This is a genomic window from Streptomyces sp. CC228A (genome assembly GCF_021390935.1).
Classification (GTDB): Bacteria; Actinomycetota; Actinomycetes; order Streptomycetales; family Streptomycetaceae; genus Streptomyces.
Genome location: NZ_JAJPUI010000009.1, coordinates 177,335 through 197,009, shown reverse-complemented (window position 1 = coordinate 197,009; position 19,675 = coordinate 177,335). Strand labels below are relative to the sequence as shown.

The following is a 19,675-nucleotide window of genomic DNA, read 5'->3' as shown; positions in this document are numbered from 1 at the left end:
CTTACTTACCAGCCTTTCCGACCTTGCGGCGGATGACCTCGCCCGCGTACTTCACGCCCTTGGCCTTGTACGGGTCGGGCTTGCGCAGCTTGCGGATGTTCGCGGCGACCTCGCCGACCTTCTGCTTGTCGATGCCCTCGACCGAGAACTTGGTCGGCGACTCGACCTTGAAGGAGATGCCCTCGGGGGCCTCCACCAGGATCGGGTGGCTGTATCCGAGCTGGAACTCCAGGTTGGAGCCCTTGGCGGCGACGCGGTAACCGACACCGCTGATCTCGAGCGCCTTCGTGTACCCCTGGGTCACGCCGGTGATCATGTTCGCCACCAGCGTGCGGGACAGGCCGTGCAGGGCCTTGTTCTGACGCTCGTCGTTCGGGCGGGTGACACGCAGGGTGCCGTCCTCGTCCCTAGCGATCTCGATCGGCGCGGCGACGGTGTGGCTCAGGGTGCCCTTGGGGCCCTTCACCTGCACCGTGCGGCCGTCGATGGTGACGTCCACACCAGCGGGAACCGAGATGGGGAGCTTGCCGATACGCGACATTGGCTATTCCTCCGTTCCCGATTACCAGACGTAGGCGAGGACTTCCCCACCCACGCCCTTCTTCTGCGCCTGCTGGCCGGTCAGGAGGCCGTGCGACGTGGAGATGATCGCCACGCCGAGACCGCCGAGGACCTTCGGCAGGTTCGTGGACTTCGCGTAGACCCGGAGACCGGGCTTCGAGATCCGCTTGATGCCCGCGATGGAGCGCTCGCGGTTCGGACCGTACTTGAGCTCGAGGACGAGGTTCTTGCCGACCTCTGCGTCCTCGACCTTCCAGTCCGTGATGAAGCCCTCCTGCTTGAGGATCTCCGCGATGTGAGACTTGATCTTGCTGTGCGGCATCGACACGGAGTCGTGGTACGCCGAGTTCGCGTTGCGCAGACGCGTGAGCATGTCTGCGATCGGATCAGTCATGGTCATGAATTGGCCTTGGGCCTCTCTCGCCGGGGTTTCCTGTATGCGCCATCCCTCTCCCCGCTCAGGGGCGGGACGGGTGCGGCGCGGGGACCTACGGCGTAGTAAGTCGTATGGGCGGCAGGCGCCCAACCCCGCAAGCCTACGGCATGGGGAGAAGGGCGACTGCCGGCCAGAGTGCTTACCGAGAGCCTGGCATCAACCGAAGTCGGTTGTTACCAGGAGCTCTTGGTGACGCCCGGCAGCTCGCCGCGGTGAGCCATCTCACGAAGGCACACACGGCACAGGCCGAACTTGCGGTACACGGAGTGCGGACGACCGCAGCGCTGGCAACGGGTGTAGCCACGCACACCGAACTTGGGCTTGCGAGCAGCCTTCGCGATCAGAGCCTTCTTCGCCATCTCGCTCACGCCTCCTTGAACGGGAAGCCGAGGTGACGGAGGAGCGCGCGGCCCTCAGCGTCGTTGGTCGCCGTGGTCACCACGGTGATGTCCATACCCCGGACGCGGTCGATCTTGTCCTGGTCGATCTCGTGGAACATGACCTGCTCCGTGAGACCGAAGGTGTAGTTGCCACGGCCGTCGAACTGCTTGGGGGACAGGCCGCGGAAGTCGCGGATGCGCGGGAGCGCGAGCGACAGGGTGCGGTCGAGGAACTCCCACATGCGGTCGCCACGGAGCGTGACGTGGGCACCGATCGGCTGACCCTCACGCAGCTTGAACTGCGCGATGGACTTGCGGGCCTTGGTGACGGCCGGCTTCTGACCGGTGATCGTGGTGAGGTCGCGGATGGCGCCCTCGATCAGCTTGGAGTCGCGGGCGGCGTCGCCCACACCCATGTTGACCACGATCTTGACGAGGCCGGGAACCTGCATGACGTTCTCGTACGAGAACTCCTCACGCAGCTTGCCCGCGATCTCCTCGCGGTACTTCGTCTTCAGACGCGGAGTGGTGGTGGTAGCCATCAGATGTCCTCACCCGTCCGCTTGGCAACGCGGATCTTGTTGCCGTTCTCGTCGAAGCGGTAACCGACGCGGGTCACGACCTTCTGGCCGTCCTTCTCCACGACGAGCTGAACGTTGCTCACGTGGACCGGGGCCTCGACCGTGACGATGCCGCCGGCCTGGGAGGCGCGGCCCGGCTGGTTCGCCTTGACGTGCTTCTTGACCCGGTTGACACCCTCGACCAGGACGCGGTCCTCGCGGGGGTAGGCCGCGATGACCTTGCCCTGCTTGCCCTTGTCCTTACCGGTGATGACCTGGACCAGGTCGCCCTTCTTGATCTTCATGCTTACAGCACCTCCGGCGCGAGCGAGATGATCTTCATGAACTTCTTCTCGCGCAGCTCACGGCCCACGGGGCCGAAGATACGGGTGCCGCGAGGGTCGCCGTCGTTCTTCAGAATGACGGCGGCGTTCTCGTCGAAGCGGATGTACGAGCCGTCCTGGCGGCGGCGCTCCTTGACGGTGCGAACGATGACCGCCTTGACGACGTCACCCTTCTTCACGTTGCCACCGGGGATCGCGTCCTTGACGGTGGCGACGATGACGTCACCGATGCCCGCGTAGCGGCGACCGGAGCCACCGAGCACACGGATGCAAAGGATCTCCTTCGCACCAGTGTTGTCGGCGACCCGAAGTCGCGACTCCTGCTGGATCACGTCTATCTCCTGATCGTCTGCCGGTTCCCCGCCGGGGGCTGGTCTCCCAGCCCCCGGCGGAGCCTGGCGGAACTAAGTGCTGGGGCGTGCCCCAGCGGGGGCTTGCGGGGACGGCCCGCCTCGTGGTCCACGAGGCGGTGCCCCCGCACTCTTACTTGGCCTTCTCGAGGATCTCGACGACGCGCCAGTGCTTCGTGGCGGACAGCTTCCGGGTCTCCATCAGGAGGACGCGGTCGCCGACGCCGGCAGCGTTCTGCTCGTCGTGCGCCTTGAGCTTGTTCGTACGGCGGATGACCTTGCCGTACAGCGCGTGCTTCACGCGGTCCTCGACGGCGACGACGACGGTCTTGTCCATCTTGTCGCTGACGACGTAACCCTCACGGGTCTTGCGCGCGTTGCGCTCGGTCTTCTGCTGCTCAGTCACGTTGCTCTCGCTCATCAGGCGCTCTCCACCGTCTCGATACCGAGCTCGCGCTCGCGCATCAGGGTGTAGATCCGGGCGATGTCCTTACGGACCGCCTTCAGACGGCCGTGGTTCTCGAGCTGACCGGTCGCCGCCTGGAAGCGGAGGTTGAACAGCTCTTCCTTGGCCTCGCGGAGCTTGCCGACAAGCTCCTCGTTGCCCAGCTCGCGCAGCTCGGACGCCTTGGTACCGGCCGACATCACGCCTCACCTGCTTCGCGCTTAACGATCCGGCACTTCATCGGCAGCTTGTGGGCCGCACGAGTGAGGGCCTCACGCGCGATCTTCTCGTTCGGGTAGGACAGCTCGAACATGACCCGACCGGGCTTGACGTTCGCGACCCACCACTCCGGGGAACCCTTACCGGAACCCATGCGGGTCTCGGCAGGCTTCTTGGTCAGCGGGCGGTCCGGGTAGATGTTGATCCAGACCTTGCCGCCACGCTTGATGTGGCGGGTCATCGCGATACGGGCCGCCTCGATCTGGCGGTTGGTCACGTACGCCGGGGTGAGGGCCTGAATGCCGTACTCGCCGAACGCAACCTGCGTACCACCCTTGGACATACCGTTCCGCTTGGGGTGGTGCTGCTTGCGGTGCTTGACCCTACGGGGGATCAGCATGTCGGTCAGGCCTCCGTTCCGGTGCTCTCAGCCGGAGCAGCGGCAGCGGCCTCGGCCTTGGGGGCCTCGGCGGCGGCGTTCTGCTGCTGCGGCTTGCGGCCGCGACCGCCGCGCTCGCCGCGGCCACCGCGGGCCGGGCGGTCGGCACCGCCGCGGGCCGGGCGGTTGCCGGCGCGGGCGGCGGCGTTCTCGGCGCGAACCTCGGCGATGTTCTTGACGTCGCCCTTGTAGATCCACACCTTCACGCCGATGCGGCCGAAGGTGGTCTTGGCCTCGAAGAAGCCGTACTCGACGTTCGCGCGGAGGGTGTGCAGCGGCACACGGCCCTCGCGGTAGAACTCCGAGCGGGACATCTCGGCGCCGCCGAGGCGGCCACCGCACTGGATCTTGATGCCCTTGGCGCCCGCCTTCATGGCCGACTGCATGCTCTTGCGCATGGCACGGCGGAAGGAGACGCGGGAGGACAGCTGCTCGGCGACGGCCTGGGCCACGAGCTGAGCGTCGACCTCGGGGTTCTTGACCTCGAGGATGTTCAGCTGGACCTGCTTGCCGGTGAGCTTCTCCAGGTCGCCGCGGATGCGGTCGGCCTCGGCGCCGCGGCGGCCGATGACGATGCCCGGGCGAGCGGTGTGGATGTCCACGCGGACGCGGTCACGGGTGCGCTCGATCTCGACCTTGGAGATGCCGGCGCGCTCCATGCCGGACGTCATCATCCGACGGATGGCGACGTCTTCCTTGACGTAGTCCTTGTACAGCTTGTCGGCGTACCAGCGCGACTTGAAGTCGGTGGTGATGCCGAGCCGGAACCCGTGCGGGTTTACCTTCTGGCCCATTACCGGGTTCCTTCCTTGCTGCTGACGACCACAGTGATGTGGCTGGTCCGCTTACGGATCCGGTAGGCGCGGCCCTGGGCGCGCGGACGGAACCGCTTCAGGGTCGGACCCTCGTCCACGTACGCCTCGCTGATGAACAGCGTGGAGGCGTCCGTGTGGTTGTTGTTGTGCGCGGCGTTGGCGATGGCGCTGTCCAGCACCTTCTTGACCGGCACGCTCGCGGCCTGCGGGGCGAAACGCAGGACCGCCTGAGCCTCCGTGGCATCCATGCCACGGATGAGGTCCACCACGCGGCGGGCCTTCATGGGCGTGACGCGGATGTACCGCGCCTGGGCCCTGGCTTCCATGGTTGTCCCTTCGGTGTAAGTCATCAGTCGTTCACACCCCGCCTTTAGCGGCGCTTCGACTTCCGGTCTTCCTTGACGTGGCCGCGGAAGGTGCGGGTCGGCGAGAACTCGCCGAGCTTGTGGCCGACCATCGACTCGGTGACGAACACCGGGACGTGGGTCTTACCGTTGTGCACCGCGATCGTGTGGCCGAGCATGGCCGGGACGATCATCGAGCGACGGGACCAGGTCTTGATGACGTTCTTGGTGCCTGCTTCGTTCTGCGTGTCCACCTTCTTGATCAGGTGGTCGTCGACGAAGGGCCCCTTCTTGAGACTACGCGGCATCTAAACCCGCTCCTAGCGCTTCTTGTTCGTCTTGCGGCGGCGGACGATGTACTTGTTGCTCGCCTTCTTGGGAGAACGCGTACGACCCTCCTTCTGACCCCAGGGGGAGACCGGGTGGCGACCACCGGAGGTCTTGCCCTCACCACCACCGTGCGGGTGGTCAACCGGGTTCATCGCCACACCGCGGACGGTCGGGCGAACGCCCAGCCAGCGCTTGCGGCCGGCCTTGCCCCAGTTGATGTTCGACTGCTCGGCGTTGCCGACCTCGCCGATGGTGGCGCGGCAGCGGACGTCGACCAGGCGGATCTCACCGGACGGCATGCGGAGGTGGGCCATGGAGCCCTCCTTCGCGAGCAGCTGCACGGAGGCGCCGGCGGACCGGGCGAACTTGGCACCGCCACCGGGACGGAGCTCGATCGCGTGGATCGTGGTACCGACCGGGATGTTGCGGAGGGCCAGGTTGTTGCCGGGCTTGATGTCGGCGCCGGGGCCGTTCTCGATCCGGTCGCCCTGGTGGAGGCCCTTGGGGGCGATGATGTAGCGCTTCTCGCCGTCCGCGTAGTGCAGGAGCGCGATGCGCGCGGTGCGGTTCGGGTCGTACTCGATGTGAGCGACCTTCGCCGGGACGCCGTCCTTGTCGTGACGACGGAAGTCGATCACGCGGTAGGCGCGCTTGTGTCCGCCACCCTGGTGGCGAACGGTCACACGACCGGTGTTGTTACGGCCGCCCTTGCTGTGCAGGGGGCGGACCAGCGACTTCTCCGGCGTGGACCGCGTGATCTCGACGAAGTCGGCGACGCTGGCGCCACGACGGCCAGGAGTCGTCGGCTTGTACTTGCGGATACCCATTTCTCAGTCCTCGTCCGATATTCGGACGATCCAGACCGCCCTTAGGCGGTCGGACCGCCGAAGATGTCGATACGGTTGCCCTCGGCAAGGGTCACGATCGCGCGCTTGGTGTTGGCGCGCTTGCCGAAGCCCGTGCGGGTGCGCTTGCGCTTGCCCTGCCGGTTGATCGTGTTGACCCCGGTGACCTTGACCGAGAAGACCGCCTCGACGGCCTGCTTGATCTGGGTCTTGTTCGCGCGCGGGTCGACGACGAACGTGTACTTGTTCTCGTCCAGCAGCGCGTAGCTCTTCTCGGAGACAACCGGCTTGACGAGGATGTCACGCGGGTCCGTGAAGGTCTTGCTGGTGACGGTCGCCTCGGACATCAGGCGTCGCTCCCTTCGGTCTCAACGGCCTTGGGGCCAGACACGAAGGACTCGAAGGCGGCCTTGGTGAAGACCACGTCGTCGGATCGCATCACGTCGTACGTGTTCAGCTGGCCCGGCTCCAGGATGTGCACCTGGGGCAGGTTGCGGGCGGAGAGCCACGCGGCCTCGTCGGCCCGGTCGACGATCAGGAGCAGGTTCTTGCGCTCGCTGATCTTGCCGAACAGGGTCCTGGCGGCCTTGGTGGACGGCGCCTCGCCCTCGATCACGCCGGTGACGACGTGGATGCGGGAGTTGCGCGCCCGGTCGGTGAGGGCACCGCGGAGGGCGGCGGCCTTCATCTTCTTCGGGGTGCGCTGCGAGTAGTCACGCGGCACGGGGCCGTGGACGACGCCACCGCCGGCGAACTGCGGCGCGCGGGTCGAACCCTGGCGGGCGCGACCGGTGCCCTTCTGGCGGTACGGCTTCTTGCCACCGCCACGGACCTCGCCGCGGGTCTTGGTCTTGTGCGTGCCCTGACGGGCAGCGGCCAGCTGGGCGACGACGACCTGGTGGATCAGCGGGACGCTGACCTTCGCGTCGAAGATCTCCGCGGGGAGCTCGACGGTCCCGGCCTTCTCGCCAGCCGGCGAAAGGATGTCAATGGTGCTCATCGGTTACCTCAGGCCCCCTTGGCCGCGGTACGGACCAGGACGAGGCCGCCGTTCGGACCGGGAACCGCGCCCTTGATGAGCAGCAGACCCTTCTCCGCGTCAACGGCGTGGACGGTCAGGTTCTGGGTGGTGACCCGCTCGTTGCCCATGCGGCCCGCCATGCGGAGGCCCTTGAACACGCGGCCCGGGGTGGCGCAGCCACCGATGGAACCGGGCGAGCGGTGCTTGCGCTGGGTGCCGTGACCGGCGCCCAGGCCACGGAAGTTGTGGCGCTTCATGACACCGGCGAAGCCCTTGCCCTTGCTCTTGCCGGTGACGTCGACCTTCACGCCGGCCTCGAAGACCTCGGCGGTGACTTCCTGGCCGAGCGTGTACTCGGAGGCGTCAGCGGTGCGGATCTCGACAAGGTGGCGGCGCGGGGTGACGTCGGCCTTGGCGAAGTGGCCCTTGAGGGGCTTGTTCACCTTGCGCGGGTCGATCTCGCCGAAGGCGATCTGGACCGCCTCGTAGCCGTCGGTGTCGTTGGTGCGGACCTGGGTGACGACGCAGGGACCGGCCTTGACGACGGTGACCGGGACGACGCGGTTGTTCTCGTCCCAGACCTGCGTCATGCCGAGCTTCTCGCCCAGGACGCCCTTAATGTTCTTAGCCATCTCGCGCGTCACCTCAGAGCTTGATCTCGATGTCGACGCCGGCCGGCAGGTCGAGACGCATGAGCGAGTCGACCGTCTTCGGCGTGGGGTCGAGGATGTCGATGAGGCGCTTGTGCGTACGCATCTCGAAGTGCTCGCGCGAGTCCTTGTACTTGTGCGGCGACTTGATGACGCAGTACACGTTCTTCTCAGTGGGCAGCGGCACCGGGCCCGCGACCGACGCACCGGTACGGGTCACCGTCTCGACGATCTTCTTCGCCGAGGAGTCGATGACCTCGTGGTCGTAGGCCTTGAGCCGGATGCGGATCTTCTGTCCCGCCATGGCTACTCAGTAGTCCTGTCTCTCGTAACGCTCCGGAACCTGGTGGGCGACCCCTGGTCCTCCGACCCCCGCGGTCGGGCGTGTCGCGCCCCCTCTACGCAGATCTCCCATAAAGGAGATCCCAACCAAGGGGGAACGGACCCGGGCCCGCGGTGCCGGGGGAACCGCATGATCCGTACGGATCCGCGGCGGAGCCCACCGGGTGCCTGGTGAGGGCCCCGCCCACGCTTCCCGAAAGATTCCCGTACGTCCGCCCCACGCAGGGGCGACGAGTACTGTGGGACTCGCTTCCGGTCCTCCCGGCGGGAGGCGCGCAGCATCGGCACTCAACCGAGCAACCCGGACAGTCTGCCATACGGGGCAGCCTGTCCGCCAATCGAGCCGAAGAGCTTACCCCGAGGCCGGGACCGATCAAACCGGGGCGCGAGCGCGATGCGCGCCGGGCCCGCGGGCGGGCCGTTGCCGACCCCTTTCGGACCGCCCCCTCACCGCCCTGCGGGCGCCGCGGGGCGGGGGTGGGCGGTTCCCTGCGGGCGCTGGGGGCACGGATACGGCTGCGCGCGGCCCCGGCCGTCCGCCGGGGAACGGGGCGCGGACTGCGGGTGGTGCCAGGTGCGCCCGTACGGGGAGGCGCCGGGCCCCGCCCGCGCGGGCCGTCGCCACCGCCGCCGCACCGGCCGGGCGTGACGGGACGCACCGGCCGGGTGTCCCGGACGGGCCGGGTCAGCCGCGGGTGGTCTCGGCGCACTCCTGCGGCATGTCGTCCAGGGACTTGCTGCGGTCGTACGGGTCGACCGCCTCGCCGGAAGGCGCGGCGGACGCGTCCGGCCGGGCGATGCGGTCCGAGGGGAACGTCGGGTGCAGGAAGCCGTCCGGGGCGCGGTTGCAGTCGTCGTTGCCCGAGGACATCGCCCACTCGACCATGAACAGCTTGCCGGGGGTCGTCTCGTACTCCTCGGGGTCGTACAGCGCGAACGTCAGCTCGCGACGGATGACGGACCGGTCGACCTCCCGCTCGCCCGTCTTGACCTTGACCACCGGGTAGACGAACGAGAAGTCGGCGCGGATCAGCAGCTCCCCGTCGCTCTCCCCCTTCTCGTACGTGATGCGGCCCCGGGTCTTGACCAGGTCCCGCAGCACGCGGGTCTCGGTCGGGTCGAAGCGGCTGAACAGCATGACGGGGTCGGCGTCCTTGGTGGGCTTGCGCAGGCCGCCCTCCATGAGCCCGCGCCCGTCCTTCTGCAGCGGGTCGAGCAGGTCGAGCGCCGCCTTGGGGTGCTCGCCGCGCAGGGTGGCGGGCGTGATGTTGGCCTCGACCAGCAGCTCCTTGACGGCGGCCAGGGCGTGGGCGACCTGCTTCGGGGAGAAGCTGCCGACCGCCTTGGCCTCCGGCACCTCGATCCCGGCGGCGCCGTCGGCCCAGCGGAGGGCGGGCGAGCCGCGGAAGGGCTCCTTCACCGTGGGCGCGTCCGGGAAGACCTCCTCCGGCGGCGCGCTGCCGGGACGGGCCGTCTCCGGAGGCAGGGACGCGGCGGCCGGGCGGTCACCGGACCCGCCGCCGAGGAGTCCGCAGCCGCTGACGGTGAGACCGAGCGCGACCAGCACGCCGACGGCGGCGGTGCGGCTCCGCCGCAGGGCCGCGGTGCGGCTCCGCCGCAGGGCCGCGGGTGCGGAGGGGCTCTGAACGTGGTCCGACGGCATGGGTCCTCGCCTGGTCTGCTGCTGCGGGTGTTGACCTGGGCATTTCACGTACGGACGGGGCGGTGCGCAAGCGAGGTGGTGGAAACGTGACGATCACGTGACCGGGCGCCGAGCGGGATGGCGCGGCGGCGGCTCGCTCAGGGCTGCGGGGCGCGGCGTCGGCACGCCGGCTCCCTCACCGGCCGGGTTACGAGGTCGGGGGTTCCGGCGCGCCTTGCCGAGCAGCCCGGTACTGCCGGCCTGCGCGGTCGACGGCCCCACCTGTACGGCGTGCCCTTATCAGGGCTTCCGGGCGTAGCCGAGGAAGCGGGCCCAGGCGTGCGGGGCGACGGACAGGCGCGGGCCGCTGGTGTTCTTGGAGTCGCGGATGTGGACGGTGGTGGGGGTGGCGGCGACCTCGACGCAGTCGCTCTCGTTGCCGCTGTCGCTGTAGCTGCTCTTGAACCACACCAGCGAGAAGCCACGTTCAGCGGGTGCCGTGCGCATCATGCCTCTCCCAGCACTTGCTTGATGAAGGTCAGAGACTCCCGAGGCGTGAGAGCCTGGGCCCGGATCATGCCATAGCGAAGTTCCAGGATTCGAACATGCTTCGGATCGGACACCGCGCGACCGTTGAACGCTCCCTCGGAACGCCCGATAGCTGTGCCGTCTCCGAACTTCAGTACCTGGATCCCGCCATCGAGCCCAGGATGGGCCTCGACGTGCGTCGGCATCACCTGAAGCGAGACGTTCCGCAACTCACCCAATTCAAGAAGGCGTTGGAGCTGCCGACGCCATTCCATTCTGCCTCCGATCGGACGTCGCAGCGCAGCCTCTTCCTGGACGAAGCTCAGCGACGGCGCAGGTGATCTCCCAAAGATGGAGTGTCTGGCCATACGCCCTGCCACGCCACGCTCGACCTCGTCCTGCGAATACGGCGGCTGTCGAGCCTCCAGCAGCGCCCGAGCGTGACCCTCCGTTTGCAGCAGCCCATAGATGCCGTGGCTGGCGTACACCCCGATCTCCACCGCTTGCGCCTGCAGCTTGGCCAGTTCCCGCACCTTCTTGGGATAGCGGACCTCCTCCACGTCCTTCTTCATCGCGGCGACGAGGCCGCCCGCCATCAAGACCTTGTCGGCCTTGTCCAGGTACTCGGGGCGGGGAATCCGCCTGCCCGCCTCCACCTTGTAGACCAGGTCCTCGCCGTACCCGATGGCGTCCGCGAACTGCGCCACCTTCAGGCCCGAAGCCTCCCGGCGCAGCTTGAGTTGGCGCCCCACGGTCGCCACGACCGCCGCACCGGACTCGTCGTCCGGGTCGACCTCCCAGCCCGGCTCGTCCGCGTCGCCCTTCAGATCTGTCGTCAACCGCGCCACCTCCCGACGTGTCACCGCACCCGTGCACTGGATAGCCGTACGCCCCGCCGGACAGGCCGGACACGGTCGGACAGCCAGTGGACAGTGACTGTACGCAACCGTGGAAACACTGGTGGCCACAGAGGCTCCTCCCCCACGATCCCGTGACATGAGTCACAAGACCCTCCAAGAGGTTGCCGACGAGCGGCAGTTCAGCCTCCGCGTGCACCCCTCGCGTCCGGGCGCCCGGCTCGCGCGCGAGCTCGCCGCCTGGTGGTTGGGGCGCAGGGACCTGCCCCGCCCCGCGACGGAGGCGGCGGTCCAGATCGTGGCGGAGCTCGCCGCCAACGCGGCGCTGCACGGGCGGGTGCCGGGGCGGGACGCCCTGCTGAAGCTGCACCTCGCGGACGGCGGCCGCACGCTCCGCGTCGAGGTGACCGACACGCGGGGCGACCGGATCCCGTCCACCCACCCGCAGCCGCCTGCTGGCGACGCGGAGTCGGGGCGCGGGCTGCTGATCGTCGACGGACTGGCCTGCCGGTGGGGCGTGACCGCGGGGCCGCCGCCGCGCAAGACGGTGTGGGCCGAGCTGGACTTCGCACCGGAACCCGGAGAACCGTGCTCCGGTGGGCTCGGCGGTCCTTCCAAGGAACGAACGGAAGGAAAGGACCCCTCCAAACCCCGCCCCTCCCCCCGCTCAGGGCAAGCTCACCCTCTCGGGTGAAAAAGGTCAATTGGGCTGGCGCTGGGGCGGGTTGGGCGTTCTAGGCTCACCCTGCATATACCGCAGACATACGTCGGCCCCCGCCCGGGCTAGCACCCCGGGGCGAGGGCCTGGCCACCCAGGAAGCAAGGACCTTCCCGATGGATACGCAGTACCCTAGCGCGCCCTTACGGACCTCGCGCCCCGTTACCAGGAAGCCGGCCCGACACCACTCGTCCGGGGTCGTCCACGTCAACACCCGGCACACCAGCCGCTTCACCGTGATCGGCAACCACCTGGCCCAGCACCGCGAGCTGTCGCTGCTGGCCATCGGGCTCGCTGTCCACATCCAGTCGCTGCCCACCGGCACCTCCGTGGACATCAGGACGCTCACGGCCCGGTTCCCCGAGAGCGCCGCCCGCATCGCCGCCGCCCTGCGCGAGCTGGAGGCGCACGGCTACTTCCGCCGGGTACGGGAGCGCGGGCCGGACGGCCGCCTCAGGACCCGCACGTACTCCTGCAACCAGCCGGGCGCGGGCGACCAGGACCCGGAGCCCGCGGCGGAGGCCGGGCCAGCCGCCGAGCCGCCCGCAGCAGACCCCGTGCCCAGCACAGCGCCCACCACCGAGCCCGCCCCGCACAGCGCGGAGCCGCCCGCAGCAGGCGCCGCCCCCAGCGCAGAGCCCACCGCCGAGCCTGCGGCGAAGCCCACCGAAGAACCCGCAGAGCCCACCGGGCCGCCCGCGCCGGGGCCCGTACCGCCCGCGGGGAAACCCCCGCCCCGCAGACCGCGCACCCCACGACAGAGCCCGTCCCGCCCGCAGGGAGGCCCGCCGAGCCCCCGGCCGCGTGCCCGTGCGCCTCCGCGCCCGCGCGGCCGCCCCGGCGGCAGCCCGCGCCCCTGCGCGTACCGCAGCCCGCCTTCCCCGCGGCGGTACTCCTCCAGACCGCGGCCGACCTGCTGGCCGGGCTGCGCCGCGAGGAACCGCGGCTGATGCTGTCGGCCCGCGACATCGAGCAGCTCGCCCCCGGGGTCGCCGCGTGGCTGGAACGCGACACGAGCCCCGAGGGCGTACGCCACGCCCTCACCGCCCACCTGCCGCCGGAGCCCCTGCGCCGCCCGGCCGCCTTCCTGGCCCACCGGCTCACCGACGCCCTGCCGCCGCCCAGCACCAAGCCGATCCGCACGGACCCGCTGCAGAACTGCGACCTCTGCGACCACGCGTTCCGCGCCCCCGCACCAGGCCGGTGCGGAGCCTGCCGCACTGCGCCCCGAACCGACGCCTCACTCATCTGAAAGGAGCCTTGTGGTCAGCTCACCGCACGAGGCGATGCACCGCATCTTCCAGGAGTTCCCGGAGCTCTTCTCCCGGGTCTCCAAAGTGCTCGGCATCGACTTCCCTCAACCCACATCCATCACGGTCATGCCGACCGACCTCACCGAGACCAAGCCCGTCGAACGCCGCGTCGACACTCTGCTGCGCTTTGAGACGGAGTCGGCCGGCGCGTTCCTGGTCGCCGTCGAAGCGCAGGGCAGGAAGGATCTCGCGAAGCCCGGAAGCTGGGCCTACTACTGCTCGTACCTGCACGAGAAGTACGGGCTGCCGCCGTTGCTGCTGGTCATCTGCCAGGACCGGGCCACGGCCGAGTGGGCGGCGGAGCCCTTCCACTTCGGTCACGACGCGTGGACGACGTTCAGCTTGTACCCGCTCGTCGTAGGCCCCCACAACATGCCCGTGATCACCGATCCGGCAGAGGCGCGTGAGGATCTCGTCCTCGCCACTCTGTCGGCCATCACCCACGCGGCCCATCCGGAGGTCGCCGTGATACTGAAGGCGTTGTCCACCGCACTGCGGGGCATGCCCGAAGACCTCGTCAACCCCGTCGTCGAATTCACCGCACAGGGCCTGGGCAACCGCCCGGCCTCTCACATCTGGAGCAAACTGGTGGCCGTGGACCTTTCCTTCTACAAGTCGCCTCTGTCCGAAGAGATCCGAGAGCAGGGCCGCGAGCAGGGCGAAGTGCAGCGCGGCGCCAGGGACGTGCTGACCGTCCTGGAGCAGCGGGGGCTCGAAGTGTCCGCCCATGTGCGCGAGCGCATCACGAGTTGTGAAGACCCCGACGAGCTGCACAACTGGCTCGTGCGGGCCCTCACCGCCACCACCGCGGAAGAGATCTTCGGCGACGCCTAACCGCCGCCACCGGCGCCGGGCCGGACCCGCAGCCCGTGGGTGGGCCCGGCGCCGCGACGGCCGCACGGCGGGAGCGGCGGCCCGCACCGGACCGTTAATCGGTCGAACCGCACTCCCCCGCTCCCTACAGTGGCCGGGCACCACATGCCGTCCCGGGGGGCCTTCCGTCATGCGTACGCACTACCCGCGCACCCCGCACCTGCCGTGGTCCCCGGGCGCGACCCGGGACGACGTGCGGGTCGCGGACCTCGCCGGGTTCACCGGGCGGGAGGTCGTGGTCACCGAGAAGCTCGACGGCGAGAACACCACCCTGTACGCGGACGGCCTGCACGCCCGCTCGCTGGATTCCGCGCACCACCCCTCGCGGGCCTGGGTGAAGGCGCTCCACGGGCGGATCGGGCCGCACATCCCCGAGGGGTGGCGGGTGTGCGGCGAGAACCTGTACGCCCGGCATTCCCTCCCGTACGAGGACCTGGACGGCTACTTCTACGGCTTCTCCGTGTGGGACGAGCTCCACTGGTGCCCCGGGTGGGACTTCACCGTGGACTTCCTGCGGAAGCTGGGGATCCCCACGCCGCGCGTGCTGTGGCGCGGCGTCTTCGACGAGCGGGCGCTGCGGCGGCTGACGGTGGACACCGCGCGGCAGGAGGGGTACGTCGTACGGACCGCCGACGGCTTCATGGCCGGCGACTTCGGGCGGCACGTGGCCAAATGGGTGCGGCCGGGGCACGTGCAGACCGGTACGCACTGGATGCACACCGCGGTGACCCCCAACCGGCTCGGGCCCCGCGCCGCGCTCTGGGACGTACGCTCCGGGGGCGCGCCCGACGCCGGGGCGCTGCTCGCCGCCGTCGGCCTGGAGGACGGGGACGCGGCGGCCGCAGCGGAGGTGGGCGCGGCGGCCGGGGCGCGGCTCGGTGACGCGCGGCTGGCCGGGGTGCTGGCCGGGCTCCTGCACCGGGAGCCGCGCGGCACGCTGGCGGGCCGGCTCGCGCCCGCGCTGGGGCTGCCCCTCGCCCGCCGGGTCGCGGACCTCGTCGGGCTGCACGCCGGACTGCACCGGCCGTACCCGGACGAGGAGCGCCGGGCCGGGCTCGTCCGGATGGCGTACGCCGTGGACCTGGACGTCCTGCACGCCGTCGCCTGGGCCGCGGCCCCGGACGCCGCGGCGCGCGAGCAGGTCGACTGGTCGGCGCTGCTGGCCGAGGACGCGCGGCTGCTCGGGAGCGGCCCCCGTCGTTCGGGCGGGTCTTCGCCGACCTGGCGCCCGAAGCCGCCGCACGCTGCCGGGGCGAGGCCCGCCTCGCGTACGCGGACGGGCGCATCACGACCGAGGAGGAAGCCGTCGCCGCGACCTGGCGGTGGCGGGACGGGGCGTTTCCGCGGCTGGTCCACATGGTGGGGCCGTCCGGGAGCGGGAAGAGCGCGTTCGCCCGGGAGCTGCCCGGCGTCAGCGCGTACGTGTCCCTCGACGAACTGCGGGAGGAGCGCGGCGGCCGGGCCGACCAGCGCGGCAACGCCGACGTGCTGCGGGCGGGGCTGGCCCGGCTCGACACCGCGCTGGCCGCCGGGAACGGCACCGTTGTGTGGGACGCCACGTCGCTGAACCGGCACCAGCGCTCCCTGGTCCACGCCGTCGCCCGCCGCCGCGACGCGCTGGTCACGCACGCCGTGCTGCTCGTCGACGCGCAGGAGCTCACGCGGCGCAACGCCGCCCGGCAGCACCCCGTGCCGCCCGGCGTGCCGGCGGGCCAGCTGCGCAGGTTCGTGCCGCCGTACCCGGGCGAGGCGCACCGCACCTGGTACATCGGGGCCGGTGGGACCGTGGAAGAGGAGGCGTAGAGCCGTGCGTACGAGTGAGGAGATCTACCACCGAGTGCGGTGGGACGGCCGTTTCGACCCGGCGCGGTTCGTGGTCGGCGTCATGCAGCGCGGGGCGGAGCCCAAGCGCGTGCCGCTGCCCGCGTTCGTGCCGGGCGGGGAGATCCCGTGGCACCGGGTGCTGTTCATCGAGGCGGACGGCGAGGTGGTCTGGGACCGCCGGGCGGGCGTCGACCGGATCGACGACACCGACGCGGGCCGGGTGCAGGAGGCCCGGCTGCTGCGGGCGCCGTTCTTCACGGCCCGCCCGACGTACGCGTGGGACGGGCGCTGGCAGCCCGCGGCTGCCGGGCCTGAGGCGCCCGCCGCGGGTGCGCTGCGCGTGCTGACGTGGAACACGCTGTGGGACCGGTACGACAGCGACCGCATCGACACCGCCCGGCGGCGGCCCGTCCTGCTGGAGGCCCTGCGGGACGCGGACGCCGACGTCATCGCGCTCCAGGAGGTCGAGCCGGAGCTGCTGCGGCTGCTGCTGGAGGCCGACTGGGTGCGCGGGCAGTACGCCGTCGCCACCGACCCGGCCGCGCAGGACGTGGCGGACACGGGTCTGCTGCTGCTCAGCCGCCTGCCCGTGCGGGAGGCGGGCGTGCACGCGCTGGGCCCGCACAAGGCGGTGGCGGCCGTGGCCGTCGACACCGCGACGGGCCCGCTCGTGGTGGCGGTCACCCACCTGAGCAGCGACCACTCGCAGGACGGCGCAGCGCGTCGGGACGCCGAACTGGCCCGGCTCGCCGAGGGACTGGCGGGCGTCGAGGCCGACGTGGTGCTGGTCGGCGACTTCAACGACGGCGGCGACCTCCCGCAGACCGCGCTCGGCATGCGCGACGCGTGGACCGAGGCGCACGGGCCGGACGACGGGACCCCGACGTTCGACCCGGCCGCCAACCCGCTCGCCGCGGTCGCCTCGCTGACCGGCCGCGCCGCGCGCCTCGACCGGGTGCTGCTGCGCGCGGACGGGGCCCGCGTGGACGCCGCCGTCCTGGTGGGCGACCGGCCCGCGGAGCCGGGCGGCCTGTACGCCTCCGACCACTACGGAGTGGCGGTGGACCTGGGCCTCGACGGGGCCGGGCCCGCGGGCGTGCTGGACGCCGAGCCGTCCGTGCGGACGGCCCTGGCGTGGCTGCCGCCGGACGAACTGTGGCCGCCGGTGCAGGCCATCCGCCGGGACCACGACCCGCAGATCCGCCGCTGGCCGCCGCACGTGAACCTGCTGTACGGGTTCGTCCCCGAGGCGCGGTTCGCGCGCGCGGCCGAACTGGTGGCCGCGGCCGTGCGCGGTGTGGCGCCGTTCGACGCGCTGCTGGACGGGGTGCACAGCTTCGGGCACCGCGAGTACGCGACGGTGTGGCTGGACCCGGCGGCCGGCGGCTCGGGGCCGTGGGCGGAGCTGCGCCGGGCGCTGGAGCAGCGGTTCCCGCGCTGCCGAGGCCACCGGCACGCATTCACCCCGCACCTGAGCCTGGGCCGCACGGCGGAGCCACTGGCCGTCACCGCGGAGTGCGAGGCCCGGCTGGGCGGGCCGCTGGAGGCCCGCGTGGGCGAGGTCGCGCTGCTGTCGCGGCGCGGCGACGAGCCGATGCGGGTCCGGGCGACGGTGGCCCTGGGCACGGGCGAGGTGCGGTGGCTGGACGCACCCGACCAGCCGACGGACCGGGGCCCGCGCCTGCCGGGGGACGCGGCGGGGCCGGCGCAGGCAGCGGGACCGGGGCCGGCGGCGGGGCCGGCGCACCCTGCCGGGTCGGCACACCCGGCGGGGCCCCTGCCCGCGAAGGGGCAGGAGGGGCAGGAGGGGCCGGGGCCGGAACGCGTGGCGGGGCCCGAGCAGCAGGCGGAGGAGGCGGTCCGCACCGCGGCCCGCGTCGCCGCCCCGTACGGAGGCGTGCTGCACGTGGTCGGTTCGCGCCGCATGGGGTGCGCGCTGCCCGGAGCGGATCTCGACCTGGTGGCAGTCGTCCCCGGGGAGGCCGACCTGCCCCCGATGCGGGACCGGATCGCCGCAGGGCTGCCGGACGCCGCCGAGCTGCGCGAGGTCGTCGGGGCACGCGTCCCCGGGCTGCGGTTCCGGACCGGCGGCCTCGGCGTGGACCTCGCCGTCGTGGCGACGGGCGCCCTGCCGCCCCGGGAGGCGGTGGCCCGGCGCGCCGAGCTGGGCGACGCGGCGGCGGTCGCGCTGAGCGCGGTGAGCGACGCGGACGCGATCGTGGCCCACGTGGGCGACCGGCAGGCGGCGTTCACGGCGCTGGCCCGGCAGGTCAAGCGGTGGGCGCGGGCCCGGGGCTGGACGCGGCGCCGTTCGGCGGGCTGCCGGGCCTGGCGTGGACGGTGCTGGCGGCCCGTACCGTACGGGACGTGAAGGACACCGCCGTCCTGCGGCCCGCGCCGCTGCTGAGCGCCTTCTTCGGGACCTGGGCGGCATGGGACTGGCGGCGGCCGGTCGGTCTGACCGGTGACGGCCCGGCGCCCTCCCCCGCCCCCGTCACCGTCCTGACGCCGACCGCGCCCGTCCGCTCCTGCACCGCCCAGGTCGGCGCAGGGATGCGGGACCTGCTGGTGCAGGAGCTGTACCGGGCGTGGGAGCTGCTGGAGGAGTCCCGCCCCGAGCGGCTCCTCGACGCGCCGCCGCTGCACCGCCGCCACGCGGCGTGGGCCGTGCTGACCGTGCCCGCCGGTGCGGCGGAGGGGCGCGCCCGGGGACGTATGCGTGCCCTGCTCACCGCGCTGGAGGAGGCGGGGGCCATGGACGCGCACGCCTGGCCCCGGCCGATCACCACCGGCGCCGACACGGCCGCGGCCCGGGCCGGAGCCGTCCGGTACGCCATCGGCCTCGGTGCCGCGCCACCCGACCGCACCACCCTCACGCGTCTCGGCGACGGCTGGCTGCGCGGCCTGCCGGACACCTCCCTGACCTGGGCGGACGGAGGAGCGGTGCCGACACTCGGCTGAGGGCGGCGCCCCGGCACGCCCCGGGGAGGAGGCGGAGCCCCGGGGGGCTCAGCGGAAGCGGGCGTCAGCGGAAGCGGGCGTCAGGGGGTGGCGGGGGGCCTCAGCGGAGAACGGGGCTCAAGCGGAGGCCCCGGACCTCAGGAGAACCAGGGCTCACGTGGAGACGGGCCCTCAGCGGAAACCGGGCTCAGCGGAGGCGGGTGGGCCTGAGGAGACAGCGGGGGCCTCAGGAGACAGCGAGGCCTCAGGAGGCGGCGGACGGTTCCGGGCGCAGGGCCGCGGCGGACGGCACCGGTGAGGACGCCGCCGCGACCGCCCGCGCGTTGGCCATCATCCTGCGCAGCACCTTCAGCGCCGCCACGTACTCCTCGTCCGAGACGCCCTCGTGCACCCGGGCGCGCAGGTCGGTGACCATGCGCTTGACGCCGGCGTGGCCCTCCCGTCCCGCGTCGGTGAGGCGCAGCGAGCCGTCCGCGCCCGCGGTGGCCCATCCGCGGTGGAGCAGCTGGTCGATGACGCGCGGCACCGTGTACGGGTCGTCGGCGACCTCCGAGAGCTGAGCCGCCACCGCCTCCCGGGTCGTGCCCTGCTCGCCCGCGGCGAGGATCCGGTTCAGCGCCCACCACATGGGCTGGGTCACGTCGAGCCGGGCCATCTCGTCGCGCAGCAGGCCGACCACCACCCGGCCGGTCATGCCCGCCCAGTAGCCGATGGGCTGGGTGGCGAGTTCGGCGTCCGTCGCCTGCGGGTCGGCGGTCGCCGGGGAGACCGCCGCCTGCGGAGCGCCGGCGGTGGCCGCGGTCGTGGCCGTGGTCCCGGTCATGTCCGTGATCGTCTTCGTCATGCCGCCGACGCTAGGACCTCGACTCGGCTTGAGG

At 71.5% G+C, this 19,675-nt stretch carries 26 protein-coding genes and 2 pseudogenes; 7 read left to right on the top strand and 21 right to left on the bottom strand.

The window, feature by feature from the left end:
* Nucleotide 1: 1 nt before the first annotated feature.
* The 20 genes from rplF to L6E17_RS24335 all read right to left on the bottom strand — a co-directional run bounded on the left by rplF (nt 2) and on the right by L6E17_RS24335 (nt 11,090).
* Complete coding sequence (gene rplF, locus L6E17_RS24430) at nt 2-541, bottom strand: 50S ribosomal protein L6 (protein ID WP_071273178.1); 540 nt, start codon at nt 539-541, stop codon at nt 2-4.
* Between the two features lie 21 nt (nt 542-562).
* On the bottom strand, nt 563-961 hold the full coding sequence (gene rpsH, locus L6E17_RS24425) for a 30S ribosomal protein S8 (protein WP_071273175.1): 399 nt from the start codon (nt 959-961) through the stop codon (nt 563-565).
* 209 nt (nt 962-1,170) lie between these two features.
* Nucleotides 1,171-1,356, bottom strand: coding sequence for a type Z 30S ribosomal protein S14 (locus L6E17_RS24420; RefSeq protein ID WP_003948630.1), 186 nt, complete (start codon nt 1,354-1,356; stop codon nt 1,171-1,173).
* A gap of 5 nt (nt 1,357-1,361) precedes the next feature.
* Nucleotides 1,362-1,919, bottom strand: coding sequence for a 50S ribosomal protein L5 (gene rplE / locus L6E17_RS24415; RefSeq protein ID WP_019329632.1), 558 nt, complete (start codon nt 1,917-1,919; stop codon nt 1,362-1,364).
* The gene (gene rplX, locus L6E17_RS24410) at nt 1,919-2,242 is read right to left on the bottom strand and encodes a 50S ribosomal protein L24 (RefSeq protein WP_071273172.1); all 324 of its coding nucleotides are present in this window, start codon (nt 2,240-2,242) and stop codon (nt 1,919-1,921) included. Before rplX ends, rplE begins: the two co-directional genes overlap by 1 nt.
* A gap of 2 nt (nt 2,243-2,244) precedes the next feature.
* Nucleotides 2,245-2,613 (bottom strand): 50S ribosomal protein L14, encoded by a 369-nt coding sequence (gene rplN / locus L6E17_RS24405; RefSeq protein WP_003956455.1) that lies wholly within the window; start codon nt 2,611-2,613, stop codon nt 2,245-2,247.
* A 151-nt stretch (nt 2,614-2,764) separates the two neighbouring features.
* The gene (gene rpsQ / locus L6E17_RS24400) at nt 2,765-3,052 is read right to left on the bottom strand and encodes a 30S ribosomal protein S17 (protein WP_071273169.1); all 288 of its coding nucleotides are present in this window, start codon (nt 3,050-3,052) and stop codon (nt 2,765-2,767) included.
* On the bottom strand, nt 3,052-3,276 hold the full coding sequence (rpmC, locus tag L6E17_RS24395; RefSeq protein WP_071273166.1) for a 50S ribosomal protein L29: 225 nt from the start codon (nt 3,274-3,276) through the stop codon (nt 3,052-3,054). The genes rpsQ and rpmC overlap by 1 nt, the downstream gene beginning before the upstream one ends.
* On the bottom strand, nt 3,276-3,695 hold the full coding sequence (gene rplP / locus L6E17_RS24390; protein WP_029380975.1) for a 50S ribosomal protein L16: 420 nt from the start codon (nt 3,693-3,695) through the stop codon (nt 3,276-3,278). The genes rpmC and rplP overlap by 1 nt, the downstream gene beginning before the upstream one ends.
* A gap of 5 nt (nt 3,696-3,700) precedes the next feature.
* The gene (rpsC, locus tag L6E17_RS24385; RefSeq protein WP_071273163.1) at nt 3,701-4,528 is read right to left on the bottom strand and encodes a 30S ribosomal protein S3; all 828 of its coding nucleotides are present in this window, start codon (nt 4,526-4,528) and stop codon (nt 3,701-3,703) included.
* Nucleotides 4,528-4,875 (bottom strand): 50S ribosomal protein L22, encoded by a 348-nt coding sequence (gene rplV, locus L6E17_RS24380; RefSeq protein ID WP_236242864.1) that lies wholly within the window; start codon nt 4,873-4,875, stop codon nt 4,528-4,530. Before rplV ends, rpsC begins: the two co-directional genes overlap by 1 nt.
* Nucleotides 4,876-4,919: 44 nt before the next feature.
* Entirely contained in the window at nt 4,920-5,201 is a 282-nt protein-coding gene (gene rpsS, locus L6E17_RS24375) for a 30S ribosomal protein S19 (RefSeq protein WP_071273157.1), read from the bottom strand.
* Between the two features lie 12 nt (nt 5,202-5,213).
* Nucleotides 5,214-6,050 carry a 50S ribosomal protein L2 gene (rplB, locus tag L6E17_RS24370; protein ID WP_071273154.1) on the bottom strand — a complete coding sequence of 279 codons (837 nt, stop codon included), beginning with the start codon at nt 6,048-6,050 and terminating at the stop codon, nt 5,214-5,216.
* Nucleotides 6,051-6,091: 41 nt separating this feature from the next.
* Nucleotides 6,092-6,415, bottom strand: a complete 324-nt coding sequence (gene rplW / locus L6E17_RS24365) for a 50S ribosomal protein L23 (protein WP_071273151.1) — start codon at nt 6,413-6,415, stop codon at nt 6,092-6,094.
* Entirely contained in the window at nt 6,415-7,068 is a 654-nt protein-coding gene (gene rplD, locus L6E17_RS24360) for a 50S ribosomal protein L4 (RefSeq protein WP_236242863.1), read from the bottom strand. The genes rplW and rplD overlap by 1 nt, the downstream gene beginning before the upstream one ends.
* 8 nt (nt 7,069-7,076) lie before the next feature.
* Nucleotides 7,077-7,721 carry a 50S ribosomal protein L3 gene (gene rplC / locus L6E17_RS24355; RefSeq protein ID WP_071273227.1) on the bottom strand — a complete coding sequence of 215 codons (645 nt, stop codon included), beginning with the start codon at nt 7,719-7,721 and terminating at the stop codon, nt 7,077-7,079.
* A gap of 13 nt (nt 7,722-7,734) precedes the next feature.
* Entirely contained in the window at nt 7,735-8,043 is a 309-nt protein-coding gene (gene rpsJ / locus L6E17_RS24350; RefSeq protein WP_003948644.1) for a 30S ribosomal protein S10, read from the bottom strand.
* A 723-nt stretch (nt 8,044-8,766) separates the two neighbouring features.
* On the bottom strand, nt 8,767-9,744 hold the full coding sequence (locus tag L6E17_RS24345; protein WP_236242862.1) for a hypothetical protein: 978 nt from the start codon (nt 9,742-9,744) through the stop codon (nt 8,767-8,769).
* Between the two features lie 279 nt (nt 9,745-10,023).
* Nucleotides 10,024-10,233 carry a DUF397 domain-containing protein gene (locus tag L6E17_RS24340; protein WP_236242861.1) on the bottom strand — a complete coding sequence of 70 codons (210 nt, stop codon included), beginning with the start codon at nt 10,231-10,233 and terminating at the stop codon, nt 10,024-10,026.
* A complete protein-coding gene (locus L6E17_RS24335; RefSeq protein ID WP_236242860.1) occupies nt 10,230-11,090 on the bottom strand; it encodes a helix-turn-helix transcriptional regulator in 861 nt (286 codons plus the stop codon). The genes L6E17_RS24340 and L6E17_RS24335 overlap by 4 nt, the downstream gene beginning before the upstream one ends.
* Before the next feature lie 157 nt (nt 11,091-11,247).
* On the opposite strand from L6E17_RS24335, the gene L6E17_RS24330 reads away from it, so the two are divergent.
* The 7 genes and pseudogenes from L6E17_RS24330 to L6E17_RS24305 all read left to right on the top strand — a co-directional run bounded on the left by L6E17_RS24330 (nt 11,248) and on the right by L6E17_RS24305 (nt 18,797).
* Nucleotides 11,248-11,802, top strand: coding sequence for an ATP-binding protein (locus L6E17_RS24330; protein ID WP_236242859.1), 555 nt, complete (start codon nt 11,248-11,250; stop codon nt 11,800-11,802).
* Nucleotides 11,803-11,942: 140 nt separating this feature from the next.
* Nucleotides 11,943-12,776 carry a helix-turn-helix domain-containing protein gene (locus tag L6E17_RS24325; protein ID WP_236242858.1) on the top strand — a complete coding sequence of 278 codons (834 nt, stop codon included), beginning with the start codon at nt 11,943-11,945 and terminating at the stop codon, nt 12,774-12,776.
* Nucleotides 12,776-13,078, top strand: coding sequence for a hypothetical protein (locus L6E17_RS24320; RefSeq protein WP_374109136.1), 303 nt, complete (start codon nt 12,776-12,778; stop codon nt 13,076-13,078). Before L6E17_RS24325 ends, L6E17_RS24320 begins: the two co-directional genes overlap by 1 nt.
* Before the next feature lie 10 nt (nt 13,079-13,088).
* Nucleotides 13,089-13,973 (top strand): hypothetical protein, encoded by an 885-nt coding sequence (locus L6E17_RS24315; protein WP_236242857.1) that lies wholly within the window; start codon nt 13,089-13,091, stop codon nt 13,971-13,973.
* Nucleotides 13,867-14,631: pseudogene (locus L6E17_RS31645) on the top strand (RNA ligase family protein); the annotation flags it as partial. The gene L6E17_RS24315 and the pseudogene L6E17_RS31645, both read left to right, overlap by 107 nt.
* Before the next feature lie 737 nt (nt 14,632-15,368).
* On the top strand, nt 15,369-15,815 hold the full coding sequence (locus L6E17_RS31640) for an AAA family ATPase (protein WP_374109135.1): 447 nt from the start codon (nt 15,369-15,371) through the stop codon (nt 15,813-15,815).
* A gap of 4 nt (nt 15,816-15,819) precedes the next feature.
* Nucleotides 15,820-18,797, top strand: a pseudogene (locus L6E17_RS24305) (RNA repair domain-containing protein).
* 244 nt (nt 18,798-19,041) lie between these two features.
* Here the strand turns inward: L6E17_RS24305 and L6E17_RS24295 are convergent.
* Nucleotides 19,042-19,641 (bottom strand): MarR family winged helix-turn-helix transcriptional regulator, encoded by a 600-nt coding sequence (locus L6E17_RS24295; RefSeq protein WP_236242854.1) that lies wholly within the window; start codon nt 19,639-19,641, stop codon nt 19,042-19,044.
* Nucleotides 19,642-19,675: the final 34 nt, after the last annotated feature.

Bases quoted from the DNA above. Each gene is read 5' to 3' on its own strand.
- rpmC (WP_071273166.1), bottom strand. From the start codon at position 3,276: ATGTCGGCCGGTACCAAGGCGTCCGAGCTGCGCGAGCTGGGCAACGAG.
- rplB (WP_071273154.1), bottom strand. From the start codon at position 6,050: ATGGGTATCCGCAAGTACAAGCCGACGACTCCTGGCCGTCGTGGCGCC.
- rpsS (WP_071273157.1), bottom strand. From the start codon at position 5,201: ATGCCGCGTAGTCTCAAGAAGGGGCCCTTCGTCGACGACCACCTGATC.
- rpsH (WP_071273175.1), bottom strand. From the start codon at position 961: ATGACCATGACTGATCCGATCGCAGACATGCTCACGCGTCTGCGCAAC.
- rplF (WP_071273178.1), bottom strand. From the start codon at position 541: ATGTCGCGTATCGGCAAGCTCCCCATCTCGGTTCCCGCTGGTGTGGAC.
- rplX (WP_071273172.1), bottom strand. From the start codon at position 2,242: ATGAAGATCAAGAAGGGCGACCTGGTCCAGGTCATCACCGGTAAGGAC.
- rplV (WP_236242864.1), bottom strand. From the start codon at position 4,875: ATGGAAGCCAGGGCCCAGGCGCGGTACATCCGCGTCACGCCCATGAAG.
- rpsQ (WP_071273169.1), bottom strand. From the start codon at position 3,052: ATGAGCGAGAGCAACGTGACTGAGCAGCAGAAGACCGAGCGCAACGCG.
- rplW (WP_071273151.1), bottom strand. From the start codon at position 6,415: ATGTCCGAGGCGACCGTCACCAGCAAGACCTTCACGGACCCGCGTGAC.
- rplE (WP_019329632.1), bottom strand. From the start codon at position 1,919: ATGGCTACCACCACCACTCCGCGTCTGAAGACGAAGTACCGCGAGGAG.
- L6E17_RS24295 (WP_236242854.1), bottom strand. From the start codon at position 19,641: ATGACGAAGACGATCACGGACATGACCGGGACCACGGCCACGACCGCG.
- L6E17_RS24320 (WP_374109136.1), top strand. From the start codon at position 12,776: ATGCTGTCGGCCCGCGACATCGAGCAGCTCGCCCCCGGGGTCGCCGCG.
- rpsC (WP_071273163.1), bottom strand. From the start codon at position 4,528: ATGGGCCAGAAGGTAAACCCGCACGGGTTCCGGCTCGGCATCACCACC.
- L6E17_RS24420 (WP_003948630.1), bottom strand. From the start codon at position 1,356: ATGGCGAAGAAGGCTCTGATCGCGAAGGCTGCTCGCAAGCCCAAGTTC.
- rplC (WP_071273227.1), bottom strand. From the start codon at position 7,721: ATGGCTAAGAACATTAAGGGCGTCCTGGGCGAGAAGCTCGGCATGACG.
- rplD (WP_236242863.1), bottom strand. From the start codon at position 7,068: ATGAGCACCATTGACATCCTTTCGCCGGCTGGCGAGAAGGCCGGGACC.
- L6E17_RS24325 (WP_236242858.1), top strand. From the start codon at position 11,943: ATGGATACGCAGTACCCTAGCGCGCCCTTACGGACCTCGCGCCCCGTT.
- rpsJ (WP_003948644.1), bottom strand. From the start codon at position 8,043: ATGGCGGGACAGAAGATCCGCATCCGGCTCAAGGCCTACGACCACGAG.
- L6E17_RS31640 (WP_374109135.1), top strand. From the start codon at position 15,369: ATGGTGGGGCCGTCCGGGAGCGGGAAGAGCGCGTTCGCCCGGGAGCTG.
- L6E17_RS24345 (WP_236242862.1), bottom strand. From the start codon at position 9,744: ATGCCGTCGGACCACGTTCAGAGCCCCTCCGCACCCGCGGCCCTGCGG.
- L6E17_RS24340 (WP_236242861.1), bottom strand. From the start codon at position 10,233: ATGATGCGCACGGCACCCGCTGAACGTGGCTTCTCGCTGGTGTGGTTC.
- rplP (WP_029380975.1), bottom strand. From the start codon at position 3,695: ATGCTGATCCCCCGTAGGGTCAAGCACCGCAAGCAGCACCACCCCAAG.
- L6E17_RS24330 (WP_236242859.1), top strand. From the start codon at position 11,248: ATGAGTCACAAGACCCTCCAAGAGGTTGCCGACGAGCGGCAGTTCAGC.